Source organism: Trichormus variabilis 0441 (assembly GCF_009856605.1).
Lineage (GTDB): Bacteria > Cyanobacteriota > Cyanobacteriia > Cyanobacteriales > Nostocaceae > Trichormus > Trichormus variabilis.
The window spans coordinates 974,525-1,001,130 of the sequence record NZ_CP047242.1; the positions used below are offsets into that span (position 1 = coordinate 974,525).

The 26,606-nt window shown below is 40.5% G+C and carries 22 protein-coding genes; 10 read left to right on the plus strand and 12 right to left on the minus strand.

Going from position 1 to position 26,606, the window contains the following annotated elements; translation table 11 throughout:
* Window positions 1–1,114 precede the first annotated feature (1,114 nt).
* A complete protein-coding gene (locus GSQ19_RS03820) occupies window positions 1,115–1,945 on the plus strand; it encodes a squalene/phytoene synthase family protein (protein ID WP_011321466.1) in 831 nt (276 codons plus the stop codon).
* A gap of 78 nt (window positions 1,946–2,023) precedes the next feature.
* Here the strand turns inward: GSQ19_RS03820 and GSQ19_RS03825 are convergent, their stop codons facing one another.
* Together GSQ19_RS03825 and GSQ19_RS03830 are read right to left on the minus strand one after the other, a co-directional pair.
* Complete coding sequence (locus tag GSQ19_RS03825) at window positions 2,024–2,809, minus strand: RDD family protein (RefSeq protein WP_011321467.1); 786 nt, start codon at window positions 2,807–2,809, stop codon at window positions 2,024–2,026.
* Between the two features lie 66 nt (window positions 2,810–2,875).
* The gene (locus GSQ19_RS03830) at window positions 2,876–3,730 is read right to left on the minus strand and encodes a glycerophosphoryl diester phosphodiesterase membrane domain-containing protein (RefSeq protein WP_011321468.1); all 855 of its coding nucleotides are present in this window, start codon (window positions 3,728–3,730) and stop codon (window positions 2,876–2,878) included.
* Window positions 3,731–3,811: 81 nt separating this feature from the next.
* Here GSQ19_RS03830 and GSQ19_RS03835 point away from each other — a divergent pair, with 81 nt between their 5' ends.
* Both GSQ19_RS03835 and GSQ19_RS03840 read left to right on the plus strand, forming a co-directional pair.
* Entirely contained in the window at window positions 3,812–4,777 is a 966-nt protein-coding gene (locus tag GSQ19_RS03835; RefSeq protein WP_011321469.1) for a stage II sporulation protein M, read from the plus strand.
* A 220-nt stretch (window positions 4,778–4,997) separates the two neighbouring features.
* Window positions 4,998–5,465 (plus strand): Hsp20/alpha crystallin family protein, encoded by a 468-nt coding sequence (locus GSQ19_RS03840; protein WP_011321470.1) that lies wholly within the window; start codon window positions 4,998–5,000, stop codon window positions 5,463–5,465.
* Window positions 5,466–5,564: 99 nt separating this feature from the next.
* Here GSQ19_RS03840 and GSQ19_RS03845 read toward each other — a convergent pair whose 3' ends face one another.
* Both GSQ19_RS03845 and GSQ19_RS03850 read right to left on the minus strand, forming a co-directional pair.
* Window positions 5,565–9,998, minus strand: a complete 4,434-nt coding sequence (locus tag GSQ19_RS03845) for a WD40 domain-containing protein (protein ID WP_011321471.1) — start codon at window positions 9,996–9,998, stop codon at window positions 5,565–5,567.
* Between the two features lie 11 nt (window positions 9,999–10,009).
* On the minus strand, window positions 10,010–11,614 hold the full coding sequence (locus tag GSQ19_RS03850) for an AAA-like domain-containing protein (RefSeq protein ID WP_011321472.1): 1,605 nt from the start codon (window positions 11,612–11,614) through the stop codon (window positions 10,010–10,012).
* Window positions 11,615–12,239: 625 nt separating this feature from the next.
* On the opposite strand from GSQ19_RS03850, the gene GSQ19_RS03855 reads away from it, so the two are divergent.
* A complete protein-coding gene (locus GSQ19_RS03855; RefSeq protein WP_104009992.1) occupies window positions 12,240–12,485 on the plus strand; it encodes a hypothetical protein in 246 nt (81 codons plus the stop codon).
* Window positions 12,486–12,493: 8 nt separating this feature from the next.
* Window positions 12,494–13,522 carry a hypothetical protein gene (locus GSQ19_RS03860; RefSeq protein ID WP_011321474.1) on the plus strand — a complete coding sequence of 343 codons (1,029 nt, stop codon included), beginning with the start codon at window positions 12,494–12,496 and terminating at the stop codon, window positions 13,520–13,522.
* 52 nt (window positions 13,523–13,574) lie between these two features.
* Here the strand turns inward: GSQ19_RS03860 and glpK are convergent, their stop codons facing one another.
* The 4 genes from glpK to GSQ19_RS03880 form a co-directional block, all read right to left on the minus strand.
* Window positions 13,575–15,077, minus strand: a complete 1,503-nt coding sequence (glpK, locus tag GSQ19_RS03865; RefSeq protein ID WP_011321475.1) for a glycerol kinase GlpK — start codon at window positions 15,075–15,077, stop codon at window positions 13,575–13,577.
* A gap of 123 nt (window positions 15,078–15,200) precedes the next feature.
* Window positions 15,201–15,569 (minus strand): pentapeptide repeat-containing protein, encoded by a 369-nt coding sequence (locus tag GSQ19_RS03870; protein WP_011321476.1) that lies wholly within the window; start codon window positions 15,567–15,569, stop codon window positions 15,201–15,203.
* Window positions 15,559–15,873 (minus strand): hypothetical protein, encoded by a 315-nt coding sequence (locus GSQ19_RS03875; RefSeq protein ID WP_011321477.1) that lies wholly within the window; start codon window positions 15,871–15,873, stop codon window positions 15,559–15,561. Before GSQ19_RS03875 ends, GSQ19_RS03870 begins: the two co-directional genes overlap by 11 nt.
* Window positions 15,874–16,099: 226 nt before the next feature.
* The gene (locus tag GSQ19_RS03880; RefSeq protein WP_011321478.1) at window positions 16,100–16,669 is read right to left on the minus strand and encodes a hypothetical protein; all 570 of its coding nucleotides are present in this window, start codon (window positions 16,667–16,669) and stop codon (window positions 16,100–16,102) included.
* A 329-nt stretch (window positions 16,670–16,998) separates the two neighbouring features.
* Here GSQ19_RS03880 and GSQ19_RS03885 point away from each other — a divergent pair, with 329 nt between their 5' ends.
* Window positions 16,999–17,430, plus strand: a complete 432-nt coding sequence (locus GSQ19_RS03885) for a hypothetical protein (RefSeq protein WP_011321479.1) — start codon at window positions 16,999–17,001, stop codon at window positions 17,428–17,430.
* Here the strand turns inward: GSQ19_RS03885 and GSQ19_RS03890 are convergent.
* Window positions 17,420–18,025 (minus strand): YdcF family protein, encoded by a 606-nt coding sequence (locus tag GSQ19_RS03890; RefSeq protein WP_041456494.1) that lies wholly within the window; start codon window positions 18,023–18,025, stop codon window positions 17,420–17,422. The two genes, GSQ19_RS03885 and GSQ19_RS03890, sit on opposite strands and share 11 nt — an antisense overlap.
* A 491-nt stretch (window positions 18,026–18,516) precedes the next feature.
* On the opposite strand from GSQ19_RS03890, the gene GSQ19_RS29665 reads away from it, so the two are divergent.
* Window positions 18,517–18,672 (plus strand): hypothetical protein, encoded by a 156-nt coding sequence (locus GSQ19_RS29665; RefSeq protein ID WP_011321481.1) that lies wholly within the window; start codon window positions 18,517–18,519, stop codon window positions 18,670–18,672.
* Window positions 18,673–18,783: 111 nt separating this feature from the next.
* The gene (locus tag GSQ19_RS03895; RefSeq protein WP_011321482.1) at window positions 18,784–20,460 is read left to right on the plus strand and encodes a fasciclin domain-containing protein; all 1,677 of its coding nucleotides are present in this window, start codon (window positions 18,784–18,786) and stop codon (window positions 20,458–20,460) included.
* A 221-nt stretch (window positions 20,461–20,681) separates the two neighbouring features.
* On the opposite strand, the gene GSQ19_RS03900 is transcribed toward GSQ19_RS03895, so the two are convergent.
* Window positions 20,682–23,711: a CHAT domain-containing protein gene (locus tag GSQ19_RS03900; protein ID WP_011321483.1), complete on the minus strand. Its 3,030-nt coding sequence runs from the start codon at window positions 23,709–23,711 to the stop codon at window positions 20,682–20,684.
* A 68-nt stretch (window positions 23,712–23,779) separates the two neighbouring features.
* Between GSQ19_RS03900 and GSQ19_RS03905 the strand changes: the two genes are divergently transcribed.
* Together GSQ19_RS03905 and GSQ19_RS03910 are read left to right on the plus strand one after the other, a co-directional pair.
* Window positions 23,780–24,361 carry a Uma2 family endonuclease gene (locus GSQ19_RS03905; RefSeq protein WP_011321484.1) on the plus strand — a complete coding sequence of 194 codons (582 nt, stop codon included), beginning with the start codon at window positions 23,780–23,782 and terminating at the stop codon, window positions 24,359–24,361.
* A gap of 11 nt (window positions 24,362–24,372) precedes the next feature.
* A complete protein-coding gene (locus tag GSQ19_RS03910; RefSeq protein WP_011321485.1) occupies window positions 24,373–24,828 on the plus strand; it encodes a hypothetical protein in 456 nt (151 codons plus the stop codon).
* Between the two features lie 42 nt (window positions 24,829–24,870).
* Here the strand turns inward: GSQ19_RS03910 and GSQ19_RS03915 are convergent, their stop codons facing one another.
* Both GSQ19_RS03915 and GSQ19_RS03920 read right to left on the minus strand, forming a co-directional pair.
* Window positions 24,871–25,422, minus strand: a complete 552-nt coding sequence (locus GSQ19_RS03915) for a hypothetical protein (protein WP_011321486.1) — start codon at window positions 25,420–25,422, stop codon at window positions 24,871–24,873.
* A gap of 32 nt (window positions 25,423–25,454) precedes the next feature.
* Window positions 25,455–26,555: an ABC transporter ATP-binding protein gene (locus tag GSQ19_RS03920; protein WP_011321487.1), complete on the minus strand. Its 1,101-nt coding sequence runs from the start codon at window positions 26,553–26,555 to the stop codon at window positions 25,455–25,457.
* Window positions 26,556–26,606: the final 51 nt, after the last annotated feature.

Consider the following 26,606-nt stretch of genomic DNA (forward strand, 5'->3'; position numbering starts at 1 on the left):
TATTCCTATACGATTGTAATGTTTAGGATGATCTACTATCGATATGCGCGGTTACTTGATTTAAACTACTGCCAAAGGTATTGGTTTACATCTACCTATATATATATTTTGCTGCGTCAGTAATTAAAATGTTCTTGAATGCCGTTAACACTTAAAATCTTTACCATTTTATTTTTGTGCTTTTAATTAGCCCTGGTAAAATGCTTCTACGAATATAAGTAGATGAACAGAAACTCATTTTTAATATCTTCCCAATTGTCAACTTAGGTCAACAAATGCAAAACCCTGAATCGACGTTGAATAAGAATTAAGCACTCAGATTCAGATTTTACCATTTTCTGTACAACAAAGCTTATATAGGACTACTATTTGATTTCTGAATCATATATATTACTGCCTATGCACACACTACAGATACTTAAGTTTGTACAATAATTAAATCAGATTCATATAACTTGAGTAAATAAGACAATGTAGTCATTATTTTACCTAATAAATGTATTCTTTGTTTATTGATTCAATAATTTCTGATTTTTGTTTAACAGAGTTAAAACAATCTTGATTTTACTAATTTTAAGCAATAATTAATAGCAAATAAAGTTTTTGCTACAGACGGTAATATTTTAAAGACAACCCCTGAGAGGGTTATATAAATAATGATTTATCAGTGTGTCCACAGTTTTTTCTAACTGATACATCATACATATTGAGTATTTTTTATTTGTCGATCTCTTAAGGTTGAACATAGTCGTTCTCGAAGAATTAATCTCTGCCAAAGAGACTTTTAAGATTCGATACATGGGAATTAACTTTGAATAATAAGACAAATTTGGTATATTACAGAATGTCACATTGCTATCACTGTTTATATTTACACCAAAAATTTATAATGTAATATCAAATAACAACGCAAATACGCACAGCACAAGTCACATTAAAATAGATGTGATTTTAATAAATTGAAAATTTTGTTAATTTTGATACAAAAAAACATTAATATTTAGGAGCAATACTAGCTAATCTCTAGTTTTTCCAGTTTAGTCAAAACAATATCCAGTATTATCAAAAAACTGGTAGTGGGATGTGGTGTAAAAATCAACAGAGGAGTGAAAACATGGATTTACGTAGCGATGCCTTGCAAATCCTCAAAGACACTAGTCGTACTTTTTATATTCCAATTAGTATTTTGCCGTCAGGATTACAAGAGGCAGTCGCGTCCGCATACTTGTGTATGCGTGCTATCGATGAAATCGAAGACCATCCCACCCTTGATAACCCCACAAAAGCCAAGCTGTTGCGTGGGATTAGCTTGACTCTACAAGCTGGGGTTGATGGTTTTCCTGTTGATGCCTTCGCTGCCGGATTTAGCGGTTACGAGAATACCCTCGCAGAAGTCACTATGAGGATTCGAGAGTGGTCTCTGCTTGCACCAGAAACAATTGCGCCGCGAATTTGGGATGCAACGGCGGCTATGTCAGACCGTATGGCTTATTGGGCAGAAAACAACTGGAAAATTTATACAGAGTCTGACTTAGATCGCTATACCTTTGGGGTGGCTGGTGCAGTTGGTTTGCTACTCTCAGATTTATGGACTTGGTATGATGGGACACAAACAAACCGGACTTTAGCGATTGGGTTTGGTAGAGGTTTGCAAGCAGTTAATATCCTGCGTAACCATGTGGAAGATTTAGGACGTGGAGTCAGCTTTTTTCCTGACGGTTGGGACGCAAACAATATGCAGGAGTATGCCTTGCGAAATCTCGCCCTAGCAGATGCTTACACTCAAGCTTTACCAGATGGGCCAGCGCTCAACTTTTGTCAAATCCCCTTGACATTGGCACATGGAACCATTGATGCGATCGCCAACGGTAAAGAAAAACTCAGCCGTAACGATGTGATGGCACTGCTGGAACATCTCATCACTTTTAACTTGAAAGCAGGGTGAGGAGATAAGAGGCAAGGGGCAGGGGTGCAGGGGGCAAGGAGAAGAATATCTTATTCAGTATTCATGATTCATCACTTCCTACTCCCCACTTGCCGCCCCACGATAAGCAAGGTAAATAGCTTCTAAAAATACATCAGAGGTCACAGTTGCGGGTAATGTTTCTAAGTGCAGAATTGCTTGAACTTGTTCGGCTAGTTTGATAGATAAGACGCTTCTGGCTTTGTCACTCATTGCACTACGTCGCTGTAGATATTCATGAATTACAGCAAAGTCATCGGGTAATAACCTTGATAAGTCAGTAATTTGTAATAATTCCGCATAGAGTGACTTGGCTTGTTCAGAAATAGTGAAAGTGGCTGGAGTAGTTGGTGTTTCCGTTTGAATAACAATTGTGCCTGCGGCTAAATCACCAAGACGCTTTTCTTTGCTATTAAAAATAATTAAAAAAGCCCCAATAAACAGAAATTCATCGAAAGGTCGTAATAAAGCTCGCAGAGTAGCTTGTTGTAAACCAACTGGTCTGCCATCATCTCGAACTACGCGAATCTTAACTGAGCGTTTACCGGGGGTTTGGCCTTGCCATAAAGTCTCAAAAAAGACAAAGTAGCCCGTGTACATGACAAAGCTAACAATAAATGCGATCGCTACTAGCCAAACAGCCGTCGCCGAACCGAAAGTTTCTGTCCACCAATCTACTAACTGAGCAGAAATAAAAGCCCAGACAAGGAAGAATACCACCCAAGTCGCAGCTAAAATCAAATAATCAATGATTAAAGCCCAAGCACGATTACCAATACCAGCGACGGTAAATTCTATCTCTACACTTTCTGGTGTGCGGTATTTGACACGGTTAAACAGGTGCATAGAAATTCAAAATTAATAAAACTTTCGAGTATGAGGGTTCTGGCTGCTGGTGCTATAAAATAGTGGTTAAATTTCGCGATCGCGTAACTGCAAGCCTAACCCTTCACGACGACTCCGCAGGTCATAATAAATTACAGCCTTGATGCTTTGCCAAAAGGGTATCAATAAAGCACCACTACTGAAACTAAGAACTAAAACCAGGACAAAATAAAGCAGAGCAAATGCAGTATTACCATCACTGATTAAAGGTAAAAATACCGCTTGCAGAATACTTATAACAATCTGAACCACAATTTGAATAGGGATTGTGATTAAGAAACCAACAAAGGAAATCAACAGTATCCGCCAAACGTGACCTTGAGTTAATTCCCAACTGCGACTAATTGCAGAAGTAGCCTCGATACCTTCCTCTACAGCTAAAGGTAAATCTACTAAGTAAAAACGGGTCACCAGCCACAAAATCCCTAATAGCGCCACAATACCGATGACAAAAGCCGCGAGAATAAATACAAGATAAGTCGCAGGGTTGCCTTGTTGTCCTGCTCCCCCAACAAATGCCGCCGATACCACTCCTAATAAAATAGATAAAATTACTACACCTAAACCAATGCCAATACCGACAAGAAACAATAAGAGTATTGTCAACAAAAATTGCCACAGTCGAGAGTTAACAAAACGTTCACCCGATGGAATACTTTCGGGTTGATTCACCAATTCACCAAAGGCTAGGCGCGAAATTAGGGCTGTGAGGGCATAAAACTTTGCCCACCCATAAACTGGAACTAGCACCCAGACATAAGCCTTTAATGCCAATAAAAAGTAGTCCTTAAGATGAGAACGATACAACCGTAGCCCTGCACTGACAACATTTCCTACACTCAGTGCTTGCGTGGGACTGGGAGAACCAAAGTTTCCTGCCATAGATGCGAAATTTCCTTGAAATTACGGGTGTGAATTTGAGGCTATCTTAAAGTACGTTAATTGCTAATATTCCCAAAATTTATGAATATTCAACGTTGGATTGCTCGGCGAGAGTCAAACTGGCAGCGTTTAGATGCTTTATTAAGACAGGTGGAAACAAAAGGGTTAAAGTCTCTCCCAGCTACAGAAATTCGGGAGTTAGCTAGTTTATATCGTTCAGTTGCGGCAGATTTAGCGCGCGCGCAGACGCAGCAAGTCGGTAATATTTTGATACATAATTTACAATCCTTGACAACTCGTGGCTATACGCAGATTTACCAAGGTTCGAGAAGGCAGGAATGGCAAGCGGTGGTGGAATTTTACCGATGGGAACTACCCGCAGTGATTCAGCAAACATTCACATACACTGCTACCGCTACCGCTTTATTTGTTCTAGGTCTGCTAGTTGCTTGGTGGTATGCTTGGCAAGACCCGACATTCATGTCTTTAATCGTCCCAGAACGCCTAATTTCTCAAGTTCGAGATGAACATAAATTGTGGATGGGGTCAATTGTGGGGATTGAGCCTTTGGCATCTAGTGGGATTATGATTAACAATCTCAAGGTGTCCTTTGGTGCAGTTGCAGGTGGGATGACAGCCGGAGCATTCACAACTTATGTGATGGTATTTAATGGTTTACTCATCGGTGCTATCGGCACATTGGTAGGGCAGAACAATTTAGCTTATCCCTTTTGGGCATTTGTTTTTCCTCATGGCGCTTTAGAGTTACCCGCCATTTTCTTCGCTGGTGGAGCTGGGTTGTTAATAGCAAGAGCTATTTTATTCCCTGGTGAATATCGTCGCAGTGATGCCTTGAAATTTTATGGTTCTCAAGCAGTGCAGCTATTATTTGGGATTGTGCCAATGTTAGTTATAGCCGGGATTATTGAGGGATTTTTCTCTCCTAACCCCAGGATTCCTGATCCCTTAAAGTATTTGTTTGGCACAGGGTTATTTATGATTCTTTTTATATACTGTAATCGAAAAAAAACATCAGTTAAAAGGTAGATATATAGCAAACTTTCAGTGGGTACGGTTATTGCGATCGCTCTTGGTTATGGAACCGAACCTACAGGGGTTTGCTCCTGATATACTCTTTTAGTGAAGGAGCTAGAGATTAAGCTTTTCCACAATGCAAATTAATTCAACAATATACCTCTTATTTAATTAGTAAAAAGCTTAATAATAGCCTTCTGATAAGCAAATGTTGCATTTTAGAGGTGATATTATGGCAATCACAAGATGGGAACCTTTCCGGGAAATTGAGCGCTTAGAACCATTTCGAGAAATTGATACATTACAACGGCAAATAAACCGCTTGTTTGATAGGTTAATGCCAACCAATGGTGGTGAAAAAGTTGGTTTTGCCTTTGTACCTGCTGCTGAACTTGAAGAAAAGGATGATGCTATTCATTTGAAACTAGAAGTCCCAGGCTTAGAAGCAAATGATATTCATGTAGAAGCGACTCCCGAATCGATTTCGATTACTGGTGAGCGGAAGTCTGAGACTAAGATGGAAGAAAATGGCATTACTCGTTCTGAGTTTAGGTATGGTAAATTCCAACGAGTTATTCCCCTACCGTCTCTAATTCAAAATGACAAAGTACAAGCTGAGTACAAGAACGGTATCCTCCGCCTCACTGTACCAAAAGCTGAGTCGGAAAGAAATAAAGTGGTGAAAGTCAATATTGGTTAAAGCTAGGGGAATAGTATTGAGTGCTGAGTGGATGTCTTAATAGACAATTCACTCAGCACTCGACGTATGAGTTCAGACGATGCCAACATAGGAGAGAGCTTAGTGTTTCACAATACCGCACATTTGGCGATCGCTCTCTGTTACATTGGGATTTGTGGACAGATAGTCATGCAGCCAGTCGCAACCCTTTTTGAGTAGTTCGCTCAAGTTGTCAATATGCCAGGTTCTTACTGTACCGTCATAACCTGATGTAACAATAGTTTGATCAACTGCTCTGAAGGCTATGCTACTGATTTTTCCCTGATGACCAGCAAACTCAGCTAATTGTTGTCCTGAACGACTCCACAGTTTGACCAATCCATCATCTCCCACTGTAGCAATACGTTGATTATCAATAAATATGACACTTCTCACCCATCCCTTGTGAGCTTTCCACTGACTCTGTTGAACACCGGATAAATCCCAAAGCCTAACTGTACCGTCCATTCCTCCTGTCAAAACCTGTTTTTGATCAGGACTAAAGTTAGCGCTGAATACTCCCCCCCGATGTCCCTTAAATTCAGCCAGCATCTTACCGGAAATATCTCTAAGTTGAACTGGGCTGTCCACAATACTATATCGATTAACTTGCAAAGTACCGGCAATAAGTATTTTCTGCCCATCTTGGCTAAAGTTCATGCTATAAACTCCAACATCTCTGTCTTTTGACGGAGATAATGGCCATTCTTTTATTGGCTGTTTCTGAGATGGATTCTGCCAATTCCAAATCTGCACTTTACTAAGTTCGGTATTACTGGCTTGTAATACTGTCGCTAAATAGCGATTATCATAACTAAAACTGACGTGATATGTATTGTTATACTGAACAATTGGCTTACCTGATAAATCCCAAATTATAACTTTACCTGGGATTGCTGTAGCAACATACTTTCCATCTGAACTAAAATTTATGTTGACAATCCCACCATAATTATTCGCTTTCCATCGACTTAATTCTTTTTTGGAGAGATCCCAAAACCTTACCATACCATTGAGTTCAGCAGTGGCCAGGATTTGTCCACTCGGATTAAAAGATACGCTGTTTACTATATTCTGATTTTCAAAAGAATCTCCTAATGGGAATCTGTCTGATGAAGTTTTAAAGATATGGGGAATCTTACTATTACTAGAAAGATTCCAGTTAGAAACTCGCCCAAGAACGCAGATTTTAGAGTTATCTGCCTGAATTCCCCAGTCACTACCAAAACCATAATCTTCCCCTTCTGGAGGGAAAGTCCAGATAGATTTTGCTTCTACAGGGTACTCCCCAAATGCTATTCCAGGTACATCTGGATGGTAGAGCTTAACCTTAATAATTCTGCTTGTTCGATTCTCAAATGATATTCTCCCAACTTGATTATCTTCAAAAAGCGAAGAAGAAACTCGCTCTGGATATAATCCAGGTGCATATAAAGAAAAACATTCATTACTACTTTCCCCTTCTATATTTTTCAAAAATGGTCTAGTAGAATAAAGCACATCTGGATTAAGTTGCTTTCCTGCTAAACTCCAAACTTTAGCATTACTATCTGTACCCGTTGTAGCCAGAAGTTTTTTATTTGGGCTGAATCTTACACTTAATACCCCTCCTTGATGTCCCTTGAATTCTATTAACTGCTTGCCTGATAGATGCCAAAGTCTCACCTTGCCATCATCACCTGCTGTGGCTAATAACTTTCCATCTGGGCTAAAACTTACATCTCTAACCCATCCTACATGACCTTTAAATTCTGCAAGTTGTTCACCTGATAGTTTCCAAAGTCTTGCTTTACTATCATCACCTGCGGTAGCTAATAATCTTCCATCGGGACTAAAGCTTATACTACGAAAGCTACCATTGGGACTTTTAAATTCAGATAGCTTTTGTCCTACTAAATTCCAAAGTTTAGCTATCCTATCCTTTCCTGCCGTAGCGATATATTGACCATCTGAACTAATACTTAGACTATAAATTGCACCCTGTTCTGCCATCCAATTCTTTATCTTTTGCTTTTCTTGCAAACTCCACAAATTAATATCACCATCTTCACCTCCAGTCACAATGAATTTACTATCTGGACTAAAAGCAACATCACGAATAACATTTTGATGTTTATATTCAGATAACATCTCTCCTAATAGATTCCAAATCCGAACCATTCCATCATCTGATGCTGTGGCAATGAGTTTACTATCTGGACTAAAGTTTACACTTAAAATACTGCCCCAGTGAGCCTTAAATTCGATTTGCTGTTTTCCTAAATAATCCCAAATCCGGACTGTACCATCCGAACCAGAAGTGACTATAAGCCTTCCATTTGGACTAAAGCGGATGCCCCTAACCCAACCCTGATGTCCTGTAAGTTGGTTTACCTCAAAAATTTTGTCGAGTATTTTTTGTAATGCAAATAAGGGGCTAAACGCTGGGTAATTTTCTAAAGAGGTACCATTTTTAACTAAATTTTCTAGATTTCTCGCACTTCTTATGGACTTTATTAAAGAGTTCAACTCTTCAGAATCAAACTGTTGCATTGCAACAATTCCTGACTGCTCTAGTGCATTACCTTGCAGTGCAAGTCTCGTATTGTCTTGAGCTTCCCTAGCTTCTTTTTCAGCTTTTTCGCGCAGTTGAATTGCTTGTGCTACCTTAGCTTCTGCATCCGTTACTTTTGCCTGTGCTGCTGCCACCTTTTCTTGCGACTGTCGGTCTACATTTTTAAGCTCTGCCTTCGCTGCTGCCAAATCTTTTTTAGCTTGCTCAACTTTCCGATTTGCTTCCTTCTGCTTTACTTGTGCCTCAATCAGACTTTTTGCTGCTGTTTCTTTATCAATCTTTGCTTGTTTAGTTATTTTCCCTAAATTCTCAAGAGCTAGTCGAACATCATCATCTGCTTTTTTCGTTCGATTTTTTGCTTCTTCCTTTGTATTGGCAACCTGAATATTTGCCTCTTTCACCCTCTGATTGGCCTTGTCCGTTAATTCTTTTGCTTCTTTTTGTGTATTGGCAACCTTAACATTTGCATCATTAACAGATATTCCTGCCCAGACACTCGCCACCCCTGCAACTACTAGTGTCCCTGCCAAAATTATCGAACCAACTCTCACTTTCCCCTTCGCTGTCTGCTCTGCCTCCAAAAGGATTTGATTTGCCTGTTCTGCTGTCTCCCGCGCTAGACGTTCCGCTTCTAGTTTACGGTCAATGTCTTGCTTTTCTACCTCGCGGCTTTCCCGTAAAAATCTGTCATCTTCATCACTGAGGCGTTTACCCTTTGCCCAGGCTTCGGCATCTTCTAGCGCCTGTCCCCGCAGTAGAAATGACTGTTTTTGCTCATCGGATTCTTGCCAGGCTTTCATGGCTTCCGCATAAAAAGACGGACGCAAATCCGCCAATGCCCTATCTACCCATTGCTGGTTAAATACTGCCGCATAAATGGGATTGTAAACATTGAGTTTGCCGTCCCGTTTGACTACCAAGCCGGTTAAACGCAGTTGCATTTGCTCATAACTTTCATCAGCAGCAATGCCTCCCTGATCTAAAACCTGCTGATATAGACCGAGCAAACGCCCTCGCCCTTGTTCATCACTTTGCAAAATTCTGTCACGAATGGTCTTTAGGTGTGGTGGTACATCTTGGGTTTCCCAGTTGTCGATCACTTTGGCACAGACAACTTGTTCTACCAATTCCTGGGGTGACAAGGACGAATTGACCTGCTGGACAACCAAATTCAACACTTTCTGGGTCAAAAATGGTTGTCCTCCTGTCCATGTCAATACAGACTGCATTACTGCCTGGGGATCACTGACCTTACCAATTAAACCTTGCTGTAGCGGTTCTGCCTCAGCCAGTTGAAACCCGCTCATCTCTACTGCATGGCCGATATTAAAGGAAGAACTCCGCCTACTGCGAATGAGGTCAGAAGGTGTTGCTACTCCCAAGAATGCAAAGGTCAGGCGGGTATAATCTGGCTTTTCTGCCCGCCTTTCATATAAAGAACGAATCAGAATGAAAAATCCATCGGTATCAAATTTGAGACTGAGGAGGTTATCAACCTCTTCCACAAAAATAGTGATATTTTGGGTAGTCTGGGGTAGCAAAATCTGGTCGATAAACTCATAAAAACGCTCAACTACAGAAATAGATTGCCCATCTAGTTGTTTCCACCACCCAGGGAAATCTATTTTATCTTGTAGGTGGAGGTCGCCAATTAGCCGCTTGATTGTCCCTGCATACCATTGATCTTCGCGCAAAGTCGTACCCCGCGTTTGCGGATCGATGACAGCACAGACGACCCCATCCTGCTGTAATTTCTGCATTGCCCGTACTCGCAAACTCGATTTACCCATTTGCCGCGAGTTAAACACGAAACAATACTCACCCGCCTTTAAACGTTCATACAGTTCCCGATCTGCCTGTCGCTCTACATAGGCAGGGTTATCGATGGGCAAACTGCCGCCCACTTGGTAGCTAAATAGAGTGCTATGATTTGCGGGTTGAGGTTCGGGTGAGGTAGTCATCCGCTAAACTCCTAAGCGATCGCGAAAATATTGACGATACAATTGGCATCGGGGCTGGACGTTATTCTCAACCCGCACAACCAAACCCTAAAGGCTTCCTCAGAACGCAGACGCACGGGAAACTCAGATGTGACAACGGTTTTCATCGCTGCTCCTAATGTGGGATAGTCTTCTAGCGACTTGAGATGTCCCAGCAGATAGTCGCTGTAAATGCCGGCTTCCGTTGGTGCAGTTCTCAGAAACTCCTCTAGCGTTAAATCGCCGGCTGCTATGTGATACAGTGCCGATCGCACTAAATAAGGATGCCCACCAATCAGATCCATAAACTGCTTGACAAATTGCCCAGACCAATCGAGTCCGTGCAACCTGATTAACTCCTGCACCTGGGCTGTGGTAAACTCTCCTAACTCAATTGGCAAACCCACATTGAACGGTGATTGGTTAATATCCTTTTGCAAGTATGGTTCTTGGGAGTAGACAATCACGAAGCGAAGTTTACCCCATAGTTGATTACTGCGCGATCGCTCGTGCCAACCGCGTAACAAACCACAAAAATCTGTCTCAATATCAGGATATTTAAACACGCGATCGAAATTGTCGATTGCTACTACCAAGGGTGGTTCTGTATCATCTAACAAATATTTCTCGAAGTAATCAGTACTATTATCATTCGCGCCAAAAATATCATCCCAATATTCCTCAATCTTGATTCTCACCCCTAGCGGTTTGCCCACAGAAGCGCAAAACCACTGCATATATTTATCTAGATCATTAAAGAATTTCTGGTTTACCTGCTCCAGATTCAATGTCACTGTGCGATACCCCAATTGAGCAGCATAGCCAAGGACTCGCACCATCAGCGAAGATTTGCCCATATTGTGGGGTGATTTAATCCGAATCAATGAGCCAGGCTTCTTGACCTCTGCATAACAGCGTTCCTCATAGGAAGAATGAACATAAAACCGGGAATCAATTCTCACTTGCCCATCAGGAGATTCTAAACTGACGCTGTTGCTGGGGATTGTTTGTGTGGTCACCCGATCCGCTTGCCTCAATAATACAGGGGTCAGATCCTCCGGAATCCCATCTAAGGCGATCGCATTCACTCCCGATGCAAAAGCATCCTCAATGGAGCGATTGTCCCAAATCGCTCTGTAAAAACCCTGAGCAAACTGCCTTGCGGCTTCATCCCCAATCGCCTGATTCATTCCTACCACATAGGGAATATACTGGGCGATCGCCTCAGCCTGTACTGATGCGTAGCAAGCATTTAGTACCACACAGTTAACTTCACCCGCAAACAGCTGAAAGAACTTCGCCAAAGCATCAGTACTGACTGGCTGTTCCGCCCCGTTTTCATCCTCAAAAGCTAATCCATACTCGCCGCCTCCATGCCCCGAAAAATGGACGATCTGCGGCTTGAGATTGTACATATACTGCTGTAAATCATCAGGACGTACAGCACCTCTAGACTCAATCACAAAGCGATCGCGATTGACGGATAGCTGTAGTGTGGTGCGAATTTCTTCTACTTCCTTATCCAGACGTAGCCGTACTGTATTTTGAGGGTTTGCCGCTAAAAATAGGATCTTCTTGACATCGTTCACAATTCGCATTCAAATCAGAGAATTAATCTAAGATTATGCCTCTCCTGTTGTAAATAGAGCAACTATAATTGTTTGACATCAAGATTTCTACACAAAGGTGCAGAAAGTAAAAGGATTATTGTTATCTTTTGCGCTAGGTCAATAAATTTAGTCTGACATCCCCTTTGGGTTGGAAAAAATCTAACTTATTAACATTGCCAGAGAGTGCATCTCTAATTTTGTATTTTCTAAGTTATATAGGACTAGTATTTGATTTCTGAAATATACGTAGGTGGGCATTGCTGCCCGTATCATGGTTTTATTGGCATTGCCCAGCCTACAGAGACCCATATTTTTCAGCGCCAGCACAAGTGATGGAAAAAAAATCAAATAGGATTCATATATGTCCCGAATTTATTCAAAAATCACATAAAAGTCAGATATATAGTGGCAAATATTACCTAGTTGTTGATAATGGGCTATATGCTAATAAGACAAGCAATTAATGTTTCTCGTGTGTTCTGTGCCAAGTTGGCATTTAGTGTTTTTCCTAAAATTGCTAATTTGAATAAAACAGACAACTAAACACACACTGATCCTAGTTTATTTGCTTGAATAGCTATATTGAGAGACTTGTAATTCCATACTCTTGATTATGACCAGTAAGTTAATTGATGTTAGAGAATATACTGTTAGGGCGCATAAGCGGCTAATTCACACTCGCGTTTTTAACTTTGTCTGTAAGGAGTGTAATGAGGCGACAAAACGTGAGACTTTTGGTCCTCGTCCTTTATATTGCGAGAGATGTCGTCCACCACAAGCACCGAAAAAATCCCAGCAGCAGACTCGCAAAGCCAAGCCTCGTCCAACTATTTACAAAAGTGACACCGATTTGGGTTGATTTGAAGCATGATAAATCCTCAATTGCAATTAGAGCCTCCTCCTCAAGATTTAGTCTCTCCACTGTTGGAATTACGAGACTATTATGCTCGTCTTGTAGAAGAGTACGAAACCTTATTTACACAAGCGCGATCGCAGCTGGATCATGTAGAAGCTTTATTATCTACTTGGTCTCCTAGTGCGGAAAAGAAAGAGCAAATATCCATCAGTGGTATCTCTCCAGACGTTTCCACCTCTTTCCCCAAAAAATCTCTACCATCTGCAACTAATGAGATTTCTCCCACTGAGGTTAACTTGGTGAAGTCTCAGGAACTTGAGTCCCAAAACTCAGAAAGCTTGGAAATAGAGAGTTTTGCCACTACAGATGAAGATAACAACGAGTCTCCAGAACCAAGTTCTTCAACAACGATAGAAATTACTCCAGAAACCATTAAGGGAACTGATATCCCGATGTTACCTGAGTATCAATCTCTCACTCGTATGGAAGCGATTAAAAAGCTACTAGAAGAACATCTTGGCGCAGTATGTCATATAGATTTCATTGTGCGATCGCTTTATGGAGAGTTGGAGTCTTATATTTTTAGAGTAGTCAAAGGTAGAGTCCAATCATCTCTAACACAAGGTAGAGAAAGACAAGCGTGGTTTGGCATCCCTGACGAACCCGGATGTTACACTCTGGATTTAGGCTTGGTAACTTCTAACCGTACTCATACTTACGCCCAAAATGGCAGAAGTAAGAAGAAGAAACCTGTCATCATCCCCAAGACAAAAGTCATCCCCATGTTAGAACCTTTTGAAGGGCAGTTTTTAATTGATGCTCTGAGTGTTTTCTTCAAACAAAATCCAGGTAAAGTTTTTAGTGTCGCTGAAGTCATTTCTGGACTTTATGGAGAACTAGATGAAGAAGACACCAGAGAAGTTAAAGGCAAAGTCTTGAATGAACTCTCACGGGGTTATCGTACGGGACGATTTGCTAGATTACCTAATAAAGTCGGTTTTTATACCTTGGATTTAAAGTTGGCGGCTAAGTCGGGGTAATTGGTAATGGGGAGTGTAAATATTCCTGCTCAACCTTTACACCCCTATATACCTACACCCAATCAAGACTCCGTTTAACTGCCTTTTGCCATGTCGCAAAGTTGTATATGGCGTTTTGGCTTCCCTCTCCTGGTTCAAAAATGCGGTCTATCTGGCGTTGGTTAACTAATGCTGTGTAACTATCCCAAAATCCCACAGCTAAACCTGCGGCGAAGGCTGCACCTTGTACCGTTGTGTCGCGCATGGTGGGACGTTCTACGGGAATACCTAAAACATCCGCTTGGAACTGCATGAGGAAATTGTTTTCGCAAGCACCACCATCGACAATTAGGCGCTGCATGGGGCTACTACAAGAGGCATTGATGGCTTGTACTACTTCTAACACTTGATAGGCGATCGCTTCTAATACAGCCCGGACTAAATGCTGTGGTTGGACGCTGGCGGTAATGCCAAAAAAAGCTCCTCTAGCGTTCATATCCCAGTAGGGTGCGCCTAGTCCACTAAAAGCGGGGACAAAGTACACCCCACCGTTATCATCTACTTGATTTGCCATTGTCTCAGTTTCCGCAGCCGTCTTAATTAATTTGATACCATCACGTAACCATTGAATACAAGCACCACTGGTAAACATACTGCCTTCTAGAGCATAACCGATATTGATATTTTCCTGGGAATTATATTGTGTCCAGGCGATTGTAGAAATTAATTGATGTTGAGAACGAACAATATTAGAGCCAGTGTGAGCCACCAAAAAACTACCAGTGCCATAAGTACATTTCATTAAACCGGGGCGATCGCAGCCATGACCAAACAAAGCTGCTTGTTGATCGCCTAAAATGGCTGTGATGGGGATAGCTGTATCTAACAAGCTGGTATCGGTCAGACCAAATTTTCCTAAGCTGGGCTGAATTTGCGGCAGAATATGGGCAGGAATTTGCAAAATCTCTAATAGTTGCTCATCCCATTCACCAGTTTTCAGATTCATCAACATGGTGCGGCTAGCATTGCTGTGGTCGGTGGCGTGGACTTTTCCGCCTGTTAATTTCCACAGTATCCAGGTATCAATTGTACCTGCCAGAACATTTTTTAAATCAACGCCTGTGATGTAGTCTAATAACCATCGGAGTTTAGTTGCTGAGAAATAAGCATCAACCACTAAACCAGTGCGACTGTAAATTTCCTGAGCATAGCCTTTTTCCTGTAACTGATGACACAGGGGAGCCGTGCGGCGGTCTTGCCAAACAATGGCTTTATGTAATGGCTTCCCCGTCGTTTTGTCCCACAGTAGGCAAGTTTCCCGTTGTACAGTCAAACCTATAGCAGCAATTTCACTAGGAGATATTTGTGCATTGGCGATGGCTGTTTTCATCACCCAGCAGGTATCTTGCCAGATTTCTTCCGCGTCATGCTCTAACCATCCTGGTTGGGGATAATGTTGTGTTAGTTCCTTATATGCTTGAGCAACTATTTTACCTGCATTGTTAAAGATAAATGCCCGGTTTCCAGTTGTTCCCAAGTCCAACGCTAGGATATAGCCGGAAGATGATGTCTGCATAGGCTTTAGTTAAAAGGCGATCGCTCTACCTATCCTACAAATATTTGTGTCTCTCTAGATATTGGGATAGTTTAGGCGATCGTCTTTCTGTTTCATCCCCGTGAGGGGAAGTGATTAAATATGCTAAAACTGCCGCATATTTCTACTTACCGGGTCAAAACCTCTAGAAAATTTTGTAGTTTCGTCATAATAAGCACCAGTTAAATCTGCTCCATACAACTTAGTCAAGTTGAGTTTAGCTCCCCGCAGATTTGCTTGATTCAGTTTCACGCCGCACAAATTAGCTCTAGTCAAATTAGCATTGGCTAAGTTGGCTTGACTCAAGTCTGCTCCCCAGAGTTTGGCCTTCGCTAGGTTAGCGCCGCTTAAGTCTGCTCCCCATAAATTTATCCCAGGTAAGTAGACTCCAATCAGCTTGGCTCTAATTAGGTTTGCGGCGGGAAAATATCTTTCTCCTGCTGCATAACGGCGTTTGATTGCTTCAGCATCCATGAATTGTATTTACCTTCTTGAGTAAGAAAGAAGTTATCTGTTCCCATTCCTGATTTAACTCCCCAACAAACTCTGGCTGACTGCTGCGTTGATACCAATAACGAGCATTATTCAAATCGCCTTCTTTGCGATGTAAGTACCCATGCACCCAAGCACTATCAACATCACTGGCGTTTTGTACAATCTCATGAGCTTGGTTCCAATCACCTTGTCTGTCATACCACAGAGCTTGCAGCGCCTTCGGTAGGGTTTGAGGACATGAGCGCTGTTTTTCCATCAATCGCAGAAATTCTTCTGTATTCATAATCGCCACTCAGCAATTATCAGACCTCTATTTCCAAGATACCCTGTAGATTGCTAGTGTGGAGAGACGAAGATAACAACAAAAAAATAAGTTATTCCAAAATACTTGCTAGTTAGTAAAGTAGGAAATGTCCACCAAACCTATATTATGGTGGGCAATGCCCACCCTACCAAATCAAATAGTAGTCCTAGAGGTAATTTTTCCAGTATTACCAATTACCCATTACCTAAATCTTACCTAATTGCTCCCTACCTTTAACTTCTCGATTTCCTTTGGGAACAATTTCAAACTCAAAATTACCTACGAGATGGTCATCAACATAGACGTATATTATATGTTTACCAGGCGGATCACCTGGTGCGATCGTCCAAAAGTTTTCAATCACTCCATCCTTTGGTAACTGGGTGCGTTTGGTGACGGCTTCTGTACCATCTGCTGATAATGTAAAATTTTCACCGTTATCTGTAGCCCAAGTTTCTGGGGGTTTTGGTAAGCGCAAAACTTCGCGCCATGTCACCTGACCTTTAACGTCTCGAATTTGAATCCGCCAACCGTATTTACTACCCTCCACTAGGGGAACTCTAATTGTCGGGGTAAAGTTAAATTTTCCTTCAGCGTCACGGACTACTACACCAAACTCAGCTTTACTGATATTTATCGGTTGAGTTTTGTTTGGCTGCAACTGAGGGGTTGACTGAGAAAGTGTCATAGCATTGTTGGCTAAGGCTGAGGTATGAATAAACCCAGTCGTCAGCAAAGAAGAAGTTAGTACAACTGTCGCAGCCAAAATTCTCATTCTTATCAATTTTTTGGTCAGTTACTAGTACATATTCAACTACTTTTTGTGCATCTCCGGTAGAGGTGATGCGGGAATTTTTTCGGTAACACATTTATCAGCAAGGTAGTCGGACTTAATAGATATTAATTGTTGTACTTAATTTGTGTTGAAAAGAGTATTTTAATTGTAGCGATCGCTACTCTATACATTTTGGGTTTTATCTCTTTAAACTCATTACCTGTGACCAGAAATTTTTCCCTAAAACTATAATTATTGAGTATGATTTAATTTCCTGTTGCCGGAAAATTATCAGTTTGATTGAAAAGTCATCATTGAGTTATGTTATTATGAGAAAATTTTCCATCGTTGCAATGATTGTAGTGAGTGTGATGAGCTACGTTCCATCAGAGGCGATGGGCGAAATCCCACCAGCGATCGCACTACCCCAAAGTGGTAATATTAACCAGGAGACTTTGCCAGAAACTATCATTGAACGCCATGAGGCTGCGGCTCTAACCACAGAACCCGTGACAATTAATAGTCAGTGGAATAGTGTCACAACACAACCTCAAAATCTTCAAGGAACTTCTATTCCCCTAGAACAGAAAAAGGGGTGTGAAAGTCTCAGTCCGTTTGATTTACTCAACAATCCAGACGCTCTCTTTAAAGAATGTGTCAACCCGGCAGATAACCGAACACCACAACGTGTTGAGCCAGTAGAGTATTTAAAAGTCCCTGGACTTGATTCTGGTGTGAAGGTAAATGTTACTAAATTTTAAATACAAGGTAAATAAAATAAAAATAAGTTTCTCGTATTAGAAATTCCATTTGGCTGTTAAAACTGCGATAGCGAGTGGTAGGTGTAGGCGAAGGATAAGCATCAATCCCCAAATTTCTTGCCATTAACACGGCTCGTTTTAGGTGCAATGGATCACTAATAATCAAAAATTTAGTGAATTTTTCATTAGTATCTACCACTTCTATCGCATTTTTAAGATTTTGGTAAGTTGTCCGAGACTGAGTTTCTGTTATGATGTCGGCTGTTTTGACTCCTCTGGCTGTGGCGTAATGTTTGCCAACAATAGCTTCAGCAGGTTCGTTAATTTCACCCACTCCACCAGTAAAAATAATCTTACTAATAGCTCCATTTTTATATAAATTAATGGCATGGTTAATTCGTTCTCGAAAAACAGGTGATGGTTCTTCACCCCAAACTGCTGCACCTAGAACTATTGCTGCATCTGCTTTGTTATTGTAACTACTATTGCCATAAGAATAAATACTAATTGCTGTAGATGAAATAGCAAATAATAGTGCAGATATAATAGTAATTAATATCCAAAAAAGCCATTTTTTAGGAACATTATTGAGCATAAAATTGGTGATATCAAGGGTTGAGCATAAGCAACGCACCATCCAAGATTTTCGGTGCGTTGGGACTAACGTCCATAACGCACCCTACTGGACTGACCAGCCTAGTCCATCATTTTAGCCTTGTCACGCCACTACCTTTTTCCTTAACTGAACCGTATTAGCATATATAGCTTTCTCTATGTCCCGCAAGTATGGGACATTTTTTGGTGGTTGGAAGTTCTTTACACCTGACTTTTGAAGTCAGACATAATTATTCTTTCCATAATAATATTTGTTTGGATGTACTTACTTTGGACATCTCGGAATTGCTCAAGAGCCTACAACTATCTAAAGTATGAGAAAATATCTGGAAAATATGACCTTTAGCTAGTTATTAAAACGGGTTAACATCTGTAACAATTCTCTTTATAAGACTAATAACCTTTGCAGTTCTAATATTACTAGATGTTGATCATGAATGGACACTTTCGACTCCAGCCCCTTCAATAATCATGGGCATAGCATCTCCTAGCTACATATTTTTCTATCTAATAACTCTCTACCTTACACATAATGTTGTGGGTTTTAGTTTAGAAGATGAAACCTATTTTGTTAGCGAAATTGATGCTGGTGAGAAGAAATATATTCATAACTTTGGTGTTTTCTGAACCAAAAATAATGTCTAGGCTTTTCATTGAATCAACCATAAAAGCAGTTGTCTCCCATAGTCAATTGATGTCTTTGTGTAATTTATTTACTTAATTTTGGAGGGATTTTTCATGTTTAGTTCGGTTCGACGGTCACTAGCCTACACAACTTTGCTGGCTTTGGGGATGACAGCTATAACAATAAATCCCTTAATAGTTTCTAAACCAGCTTCAGCACAAACACCTGTCCCTACAGAAACTCCGTCTACTACAGGTTCCAACTTTTCTGATGTCAGTTCAGATTACTGGGCGCAACCATTTATTCAAGCTTTAGCGCAAAGAAATATCATTGCTGGTTTTCCCGATGGTACTTTTAGACCAAACCAGGCAGTAAGTCGCGCTGAGTTTGCCACATTAATTCAGAAAGCTTTTAATCAACAACCGGTCCGACAATTAAGTGCATCTGGATTTACAGATGTACCTGCAAATTTCTGGGCATCGCAAGCAATTCGGGAAGCTTACGAAACGGGATTTCTCTCCGGCTATCCAGGGAATGTGTTTCGCCCCAATCAACAGATTCCTAGAGTACAGGCGATCGTTGCTTTAAGCAGTGGTTTAAACTTAACTACAACTGATACTGCGTCAAATATTCTCAGCAATAACTATGCAGATGCTTCGGCAATTCCTGACTATGCTGTCAACGGCGTAGCCGCAGCAACACAAAGCAACATAGTTGTTAACTACCCAAATGTAAGAGAACTGAATCCCTCAACATCTCTTACCCGTGGGGAAGCTGCCGCAATTTTGTATCAAGCTTTAGTTCGACAAGGACAAGTACAACCTCTACCTAGCAATGTTGCAGCTGCTAACTACGTAGTGGGTGGGACTGGTACAACAGGAGGTACACAAGGTGCTAATAATATTGTTGCTTTGGCAGCATCAAGTAACTCTTTTAGTACCTTGACTTCTTTATTGAGAACCGCAGGTTTAACAGATATTCTAGAGCAACCAGGGCCTTACACAGTCTTTGCTCCCACCAATGAAGCATTTGCAGCGTTACCTGCGGGTACTTTAGAACAACTGCAACAACCACAGAACAGAGAGTTGTTGGTGAGAATTTTGCGCTATCATGTGGTTCCTGGTCAATTAACTGCTAACCAACTCTCTTCTGGACAACTGACAACTGCTAGCGATGCACCAGTCAATGTGAGAGTTGACACAGCCAATAATCAAATTGCCGTTAATGAGGCGAGAGTTGTTCAAGCAAATATTCAAGCTAGCAATGGTGTTATCCATGCTATTAACGAAGTCCTGATTCCACCTAATTTAACTGGTCAGCAGCCGCAAGAAGGAACCCCTCAAGCACAAAATCCGGGTGCTGTCACTCCAGGTAGAGCTACCCGTGGCGGTTCTAGTTACATAGGGGTTGCTGGTAACATTGGTTTAGGTGGTGATACAGCTCTCAGCGATAGCAACTTTGCAGTTATCAGTAAAGTTGGTTTGACACGCAATCTATCAGTCCGACCATCAGCTGTTTTTGGTAACGATACGGTATTTCTAGTGCCGTTGACCTTGGATTTCACACCCCGCGCAGTAGAGCCTGGTGTTGTGCAGCCATTCGCCGTATCACCTTATGTTGGTGCTGGTGTAGCAATCGAAGCTAGTGGCGACACTGATATTGGTTTACTGTTAACTGGTGGTGTTGATATTCCTTTAGGACAGAGATTTACCATTAATGGTGCTGTTAATGCAGCTTTTGTAGATGAAACTGATGTTGGTTTGCTATTAGGTATTGGCTACAATTTTTAGTTGACTAACAGAGAATAATAGCAAAACCAGAACCCCGATGTTTTGAAGAAATCGGGGTTCTAAAATTAATTAAAAATAATTTCTGAATATATTAGGAGTACGATTTGATTATTGAAAACATCTAAGTATTTGTAGGGTGGTCATTGCCCACCGTATCACGGTTTTGGTGGGCAATGCCCACCCTACTGAATTTGCGAATCGTTTTTGTTTTTTGTATTTCCTTAAAGCCCATTGCCAATTAATATAAATGATGCCCAATAATAGGGATGATTAAACTGATTATTGCCTGTCAATAAGGAAAGTTGTGCTGTACGTAAAGCTTCAGATTTAGTTAAATTACCTGTTTTTAAGACATTATAAAAGCCATCCATTAATGCTTGTGTGCCGCCGTCAGAAACAGCCCATAGTGAGGCGATGGAAGCTTTTGCACCTGTTAATTGAATTTGGTATCCTAGACCGAGAATTTCTTGACCGTTACCTAATTGATTACCTAAACCTGTTTGACAAGCACTTAATACTACTAAATCAACATTTGGTAAAGACCAGTTTTCGATATCTTTAATGGTGACGCGATCGCCGTTACCAAATAATATAAATGAACTTTCTGGATCACCACTCACCAGCATCCCATGAGTTGCCAGATGGACGATTTTGTAATCGTTCATTTGGGGGATTGTAACTTGGGGGCTAAAATCATTATCTAAAAGTATTTTTGTGCCTTTAATTGTCTTGGCTAAATTGTCTACTTCAACTTTAGCAAATTGTAAACCACTAAATACTTCTTGACGTTCGCCTACTGCTACTTTATAGTCGCCTTTGGTAAAGGCTGCGGCTAAAGTTGGTAGAGAGGCTTGGGGTTTGCTGTTTAATTTGGTCAAGCTAGCGGCAGTAATATTATTAATGATATAATGCTCGATTAGCCAATTTTTGCCATCATATAATGCAGCTAATGGTATATATCTGAGTTTGCTATCGGGAGCGTAAATAATTGCTTGAGCATTAGCTTGTTTCAGGTCATTTTCTATAGGTTTAATGAGCCAGTTATATAATTTATTTGCTGGTATTTTACTATCTTTATAGGGAACAACTATAGCTTGTCGAAATTCATTAATTACTTGATTTAGTTCTGCTGGTTTGACGGGAACTGGACGATGAATTGGGGGTGTATCCGCCGTAACGACAACTAACTCTAATCTGTCATCTAATACTAAGGGATATAATAAGACGGCTTTTTTGTTTAACTGTCGCAAATTATCCCGCAGGGAATTAAGTTGTCTTAGGCTGAGGTTTTCCTGTCCAGAATTGGCAGATAATTGCTGTACAAGAGCGACTACCGCAGGTGTTTTGGTAAATTTATTAAACTCAGCCGTAATTGTTTGCTCAAGTTTCACTAATTCAGCAATGCGTTTTTCTTGGGTGGCTGTGCGTGCATTTGCTGGAGTTTGGCGGAGGTTTGTTAGTTCTTGCCCAAGGGCGATCGCTTGGTCTTGAATGGCGCTATACTTTTGGGATATCTGCTGTTCTTGGGGTTGCAGTGGTAATTTTTGGCTTAGCTGGGGTTCTGTATTCACTCCCCTTTGTCCAGTGTTAACTACTGCTGTTGTTGTTTGGGGTTGACTACGGCGATTACCAATAAAATCATTGGCTTCTTGGATTTTGAGTAAATCTAGAACTTGCTGTGCTTCGCTGGGACGGTTTTGTTTGAGTAATAAATCAGCCAGGCGGCGATACCTTTCAGCGACGGTTTCTGTGTAGGATTTTTGGATATCTGCGGGGATGGTGCGTAAACTTTGGCGAATACTTTCCGTGAGGTTGACTGATTGCTTGTAAAATGCGATCGCTAGTTGTGGTTGATTTTGTGCAGATAGGGTATCGGCTAAAAGTTTGAGGGTTGCGGCTTCACTGACTTTATCGCTAACTTGTCTGTGCATGGCTAAAGCTTGCTGATACAGTCCTGAAGCTTTCTCCTGCTGACCTTGTTTTTGGTAGATTTGTCCTAGATTACTCATTGTCACACCTTCCCCGGTGCGATCGCCTACTTCTTGATAAATAGTTAAAGCTTGCTGATTTAACTCAATAGCTTGCAGGTACTTACCTAAACTACTTTGCACCTTAGCAATATTATTCAGAGTTACAGCAATTCCCGGTTTATAGCTATTCTCTTGATATATATTTAAAGCTTGTTGATACAATTTTAATGCTTGGTCATATTTACCCAAACTCAAATAAATTTGTCCAATATTATTCATATTTAAGGCTCTACCTTGGAACTGAAAAGAGTCCTTACCAAAAGCATCACCAACATTAGCACGACTGGCGACTTGTTGCAAAGCTTGGGAGTTTTGCCCTAAATAATCATAAAGTAATTTTATCTCTTGTTTCGTAGCTTTTTCTGCATCATGATTAATTCTGCTATAAATATTTGCTGATTCTTCGGCTAATTCTAGAGATTTTTTATATTGACCCAAACTAAAATTTGTACTGGCAAGGTTATTAATAATTGCGGCTTTCGTACCAATATAATTCGAGCAGCATTCTTGCAGATTAGCTAAACCTTGCTGATAGGAATCTAAGGCTTGTTTATAGTTGCCTAAATTAACGTAAACTACACCGATATTATTCAAAGTTTGAATACCACCAATTTTATCATCATCAGCTTTTTGCATTGCCAATGTTTTCTGATAAAAATCGAGAGCTTTTGTATACTGTCCCATCCGAAAATAAACCGCACCAATATCAGCCAGCAGAGTTTTTTCGCTAGTAGCATAACTAGAATCTTTGGGATTAGCTGCTTTCAGTTCTTTGATAATAGCTAAAGCTGGCTGATAATATTCCAGCGCCTGGGGATACTGTCCCAAATTGACATATACTTCACCAATATAAGAAAGAGGTATCCATTCATTTTGGCGGTCTCTTGTTTTTCTGCGAATATCTAAGGAGGACTGAAAATATTCGAGCGCTTTCCCATACTCCCCTTTACGAAAATACACATAACCAATATTTACAAGGCTGTTCGCTTCTCCAGCCTTAGCACCATATTTTTTAAAAATAGCTAACGCCTGCTGGAAGTTTTCCAAAGCTGCTTGTAACTCCCCTACACCAAAAAAATCTTTGTAAATTAGGGATTCACCGTTACTATTCAATATCACAGCCTGTGTTATCTGTTCTTCGGCGGTTGGGGTTGGTGCTTGTGCTAGAGATGGGGAAGCTAAAGCTAAAATTAGAGTTAGAGGAATAATAGGAAGTCGCATATATGTATTAATAGTGACAAGATGCTTCCTATAATAATCGTGATCACTAAAAATGTTGGAAATTGCTGATGATTGCCTCACCTGAACCAGAATACCTCACACCTGAAGAATATCTCCAGTTAGAGGAAGCCAGTCCTATCAAACATGAATACATCAACGGTTATGCTTATGCAATGGCTGGAGCTACTGATGCTCATGTCACTGTTGCGGGAAACCTGTTTGTACTTCTCCGTAATCATGTACGTGGTTCTGGTTGTCGTGTTTACATTGCTGATATGAAAGCCAGGATTGAATCGTTAAATAGATATTATTATCCTGATGTAATGGTTACTTGCGATCAACGTGATCAGGAAACGCCTAATCATAAAAGGTTTCCTTGTTTAATTGTAGAAGTTTTGTCTAACTCTACTGAAGCTTTTGATCGAGGGGATAAATTTGTAGATTACCAGGAAATTGAGACTCTCAAGGAATACGTTTTAATTAATACAAAACGTCAGCGAGTTGAATGTTTTAAACGTGGTGATCATGGTTTATGGATTCTGCAAAGTTATACAGAGCAGGATAAAATATTTCGCCTCAATAGTGTTGATTTTGAAGGAGCGATCGCCGAACTTTATGAAGATGTTATTTTTGAACAAACTACCCTATAAATTACAAAATCATGTCTAAAAATGTTTTGGCAACAGGATTAATTATTGGTGCAATATTAGGATTATTCCCTAACTCTATAACCACTGCTCAAGAAATATACATTAACGGTAAATGCCAACAAAATCAGCAATTAGAAGAGTCTGACAGATTTACAGTTGTGTACAAATCTGATTTTAAAACCAAAGGACAAACTTATTGGTTATATTCAGGTAAATATATAGATGGTTCCTCAATCGTCTGTATTTCCCGACCAGGATTTAAACAACCAAAACTATTAAATGTTAAACAAATACAGTCTGGTTACATTGATAAAATAATCAAAGACTCATCCAATCAAACAGCTTTTCTGGTCACTGTCCGCAATGGTAATGGTTCTTATGTCCCAATTACCCAATATCGAGTCAATTTGTCCACACCTAGTAAACCTGTGACTACTAAAATAAGGTCTTGGAGGTCGGAAGGTTAATTATCAGTAATTTCTTTTACCTCAACATCAAAAATATATAATTTAACCAATGTATGGGTATTGTAACGGTTTAATTTTCAATAATTCTACCCAGTATTTTATCGCATTATTTTTAGTAGTTTCTAGATCACGAGATTTATGAACTCTGCCTATTTCCATTAAATAAAATGTCAGTTTAATTACAGTAATTAGGTTAATCAATCCTAGAGCTTGAAAATTTTGTAAAAATAAATGTACGACTGTGTGATATTTACGCTTATGACGGAAATACATCCACCATTTCATTTGATGGACGGCAATACTTTTTTGATAACCTAATGTAGTTTCTACCTGGATTAATTTATCTTTAACTTGATGATAAAACTGCATTTCTTTGACAAAATCGCCTGCTTTTTGAGCAAAAACAGCTTCATCAGATAATTTGTAGGCTTCACTAATTAAATTACCTGATTTTTCTGCTTGCTGTTGAGTGTAACCAAGTTTCAAATATATGGTGGTTGCTGCGGAGGCTAATTCTGCAAAATCTTCAGCATCATGTAACCAGTATATCTGTGCTTGCAGTTCCCCTAATGTGACCGCTAAACTTTCCTTCATCTTCACCTTGATTTCCTTGCTGTGTCATTTAATCAATCCTGAGGTGATATTCTATAACCAGTCTGAGGATCAAAAATAAACAACTGATTTAAATCGAGTTGTAAAGAAAGGCGATCGCCTGGATGTAGACGAATATTTCCACTCAATTGAACACTCAATAGTACTGTGGAATCGGGTAAACTCACACGAACTAATGTTTCCCTTCCTAAAGGTTCAACTAATTTGACATCGACTAACAATCCTGAATTCTGCGCGTTGATTTCATCAGAATTAATTGAGATGTGTTCTGGACGAATACCCAAATTCACCCGTTGTCCCGGACGCAGTTGTAAATTCTCCCTGAGAAACCCTGGAATTGCGAGTAATTGTCCATTGACATCAAAACCTGCAAGTTGATAAGTTGCAGGCAGAATATTCATCGGTGGATTACCTAAAAAAGTTGCCACCATTTGATTAGCGGGACGAGCATAAATCCCTTGAGGTTCGCCAATTTGTTGAATCCGTCCACCACTTAACACCACAATCTTATCAGCCAAAGTCATCGCCTCGACTTGATCATGGGTAACGTAGATAGTTGTAATGCCTAATTGTTGATGTAACTGCTTTAATTCTGCCCTAGTATCATCTCGCAATTGGGCATCTAAATTAGACAAAGGCTCATCTAATAAAAATACCTGTGGTTCACGAGCGATCGCTCTCCCTAGTGCTACCCGTTGTTGCTGACCCCCGGAAAGTTGTTTGGGTTTGCGATCTAACAAATGATCCAAAGAAAGCGATCGCGCCACATCCACCACCCGTTCTTGCACAATTTTCGGGTTAATTTTCCGCATCTTTAACCCAAAGGCGATATTTTCCGCCACCGTCATGTGGGGATAAAGAGCATAGTTTTGGAACACCATCGCCACATCGCGCGCTCTTGCGGGGATATTATTGACCAAGCGATCGCCAATAAACAGATTACCGGATGTAGCACTTTCTAAACCAGCGATCGTCCGTAAAATTGTAGACTTCCCACAACCCGAAGGCCCCACCAAAACCCAAAACTCACCATCAGGAATTTCAAAGGTGATGTCCTCAATTGCGGTGACGTTGTTAAATCGACGCTTGATATCTTCTAAACGAACTTTTGCCATTATCTTTAGTCATTGGTCATTGGTCAGTTGTCAGTTGTCATTAGTTTTTTC

What these genes read in the sequence shown, in the direction of transcription:
- GSQ19_RS03825 (WP_011321467.1), bottom strand. Translation starts at nt 2,809, where the DNA reads ATGCACCTGTTTAACCGTGTCAAATACCGCACACCAGAAAGTGTAGAG.
- GSQ19_RS03835 (WP_011321469.1), top strand. Translation starts at nt 3,812, where the DNA reads ATGAATATTCAACGTTGGATTGCTCGGCGAGAGTCAAACTGGCAGCGT.
- GSQ19_RS03840 (WP_011321470.1), top strand. Translation starts at nt 4,998, where the DNA reads ATGGCAATCACAAGATGGGAACCTTTCCGGGAAATTGAGCGCTTAGAA.
- GSQ19_RS03880 (WP_011321478.1), bottom strand. Translation starts at nt 16,669, where the DNA reads ATGAGAATTTTGGCTGCGACAGTTGTACTAACTTCTTCTTTGCTGACG.
- GSQ19_RS03855 (WP_104009992.1), top strand. Translation starts at nt 12,240, where the DNA reads ATGACCAGTAAGTTAATTGATGTTAGAGAATATACTGTTAGGGCGCAT.
- GSQ19_RS03890 (WP_041456494.1), bottom strand. Translation starts at nt 18,025, where the DNA reads ATGCTCAATAATGTTCCTAAAAAATGGCTTTTTTGGATATTAATTACT.
- GSQ19_RS03850 (WP_011321472.1), bottom strand. Translation starts at nt 11,614, where the DNA reads ATGCGAATTGTGAACGATGTCAAGAAGATCCTATTTTTAGCGGCAAAC.
- GSQ19_RS03905 (WP_011321484.1), top strand. Translation starts at nt 23,780, where the DNA reads ATGATTGCCTCACCTGAACCAGAATACCTCACACCTGAAGAATATCTC.
- GSQ19_RS03895 (WP_011321482.1), top strand. Translation starts at nt 18,784, where the DNA reads ATGTTTAGTTCGGTTCGACGGTCACTAGCCTACACAACTTTGCTGGCT.
- GSQ19_RS03875 (WP_011321477.1), bottom strand. Translation starts at nt 15,873, where the DNA reads ATGAATACAGAAGAATTTCTGCGATTGATGGAAAAACAGCGCTCATGT.
- glpK (WP_011321475.1), bottom strand. Translation starts at nt 15,077, where the DNA reads ATGCAGACATCATCTTCCGGCTATATCCTAGCGTTGGACTTGGGAACA.
- GSQ19_RS03885 (WP_011321479.1), top strand. Translation starts at nt 16,999, where the DNA reads ATGAGAAAATTTTCCATCGTTGCAATGATTGTAGTGAGTGTGATGAGC.
- GSQ19_RS03915 (WP_011321486.1), bottom strand. Translation starts at nt 25,422, where the DNA reads ATGAAGGAAAGTTTAGCGGTCACATTAGGGGAACTGCAAGCACAGATA.
- GSQ19_RS03920 (WP_011321487.1), bottom strand. Translation starts at nt 26,555, where the DNA reads ATGGCAAAAGTTCGTTTAGAAGATATCAAGCGTCGATTTAACAACGTC.
- GSQ19_RS03870 (WP_011321476.1), bottom strand. Translation starts at nt 15,569, where the DNA reads ATGGATGCTGAAGCAATCAAACGCCGTTATGCAGCAGGAGAAAGATAT.
- GSQ19_RS03860 (WP_011321474.1), top strand. Translation starts at nt 12,494, where the DNA reads ATGATAAATCCTCAATTGCAATTAGAGCCTCCTCCTCAAGATTTAGTC.
- GSQ19_RS03830 (WP_011321468.1), bottom strand. Translation starts at nt 3,730, where the DNA reads ATGGCAGGAAACTTTGGTTCTCCCAGTCCCACGCAAGCACTGAGTGTA.
- GSQ19_RS03900 (WP_011321483.1), bottom strand. Translation starts at nt 23,711, where the DNA reads ATGCGACTTCCTATTATTCCTCTAACTCTAATTTTAGCTTTAGCTTCC.
- GSQ19_RS03820 (WP_011321466.1), top strand. Translation starts at nt 1,115, where the DNA reads ATGGATTTACGTAGCGATGCCTTGCAAATCCTCAAAGACACTAGTCGT.
- GSQ19_RS29665 (WP_011321481.1), top strand. Translation starts at nt 18,517, where the DNA reads ATGGGCATAGCATCTCCTAGCTACATATTTTTCTATCTAATAACTCTC.
- GSQ19_RS03845 (WP_011321471.1), bottom strand. Translation starts at nt 9,998, where the DNA reads ATGACTACCTCACCCGAACCTCAACCCGCAAATCATAGCACTCTATTT.
- GSQ19_RS03910 (WP_011321485.1), top strand. Translation starts at nt 24,373, where the DNA reads ATGTCTAAAAATGTTTTGGCAACAGGATTAATTATTGGTGCAATATTA.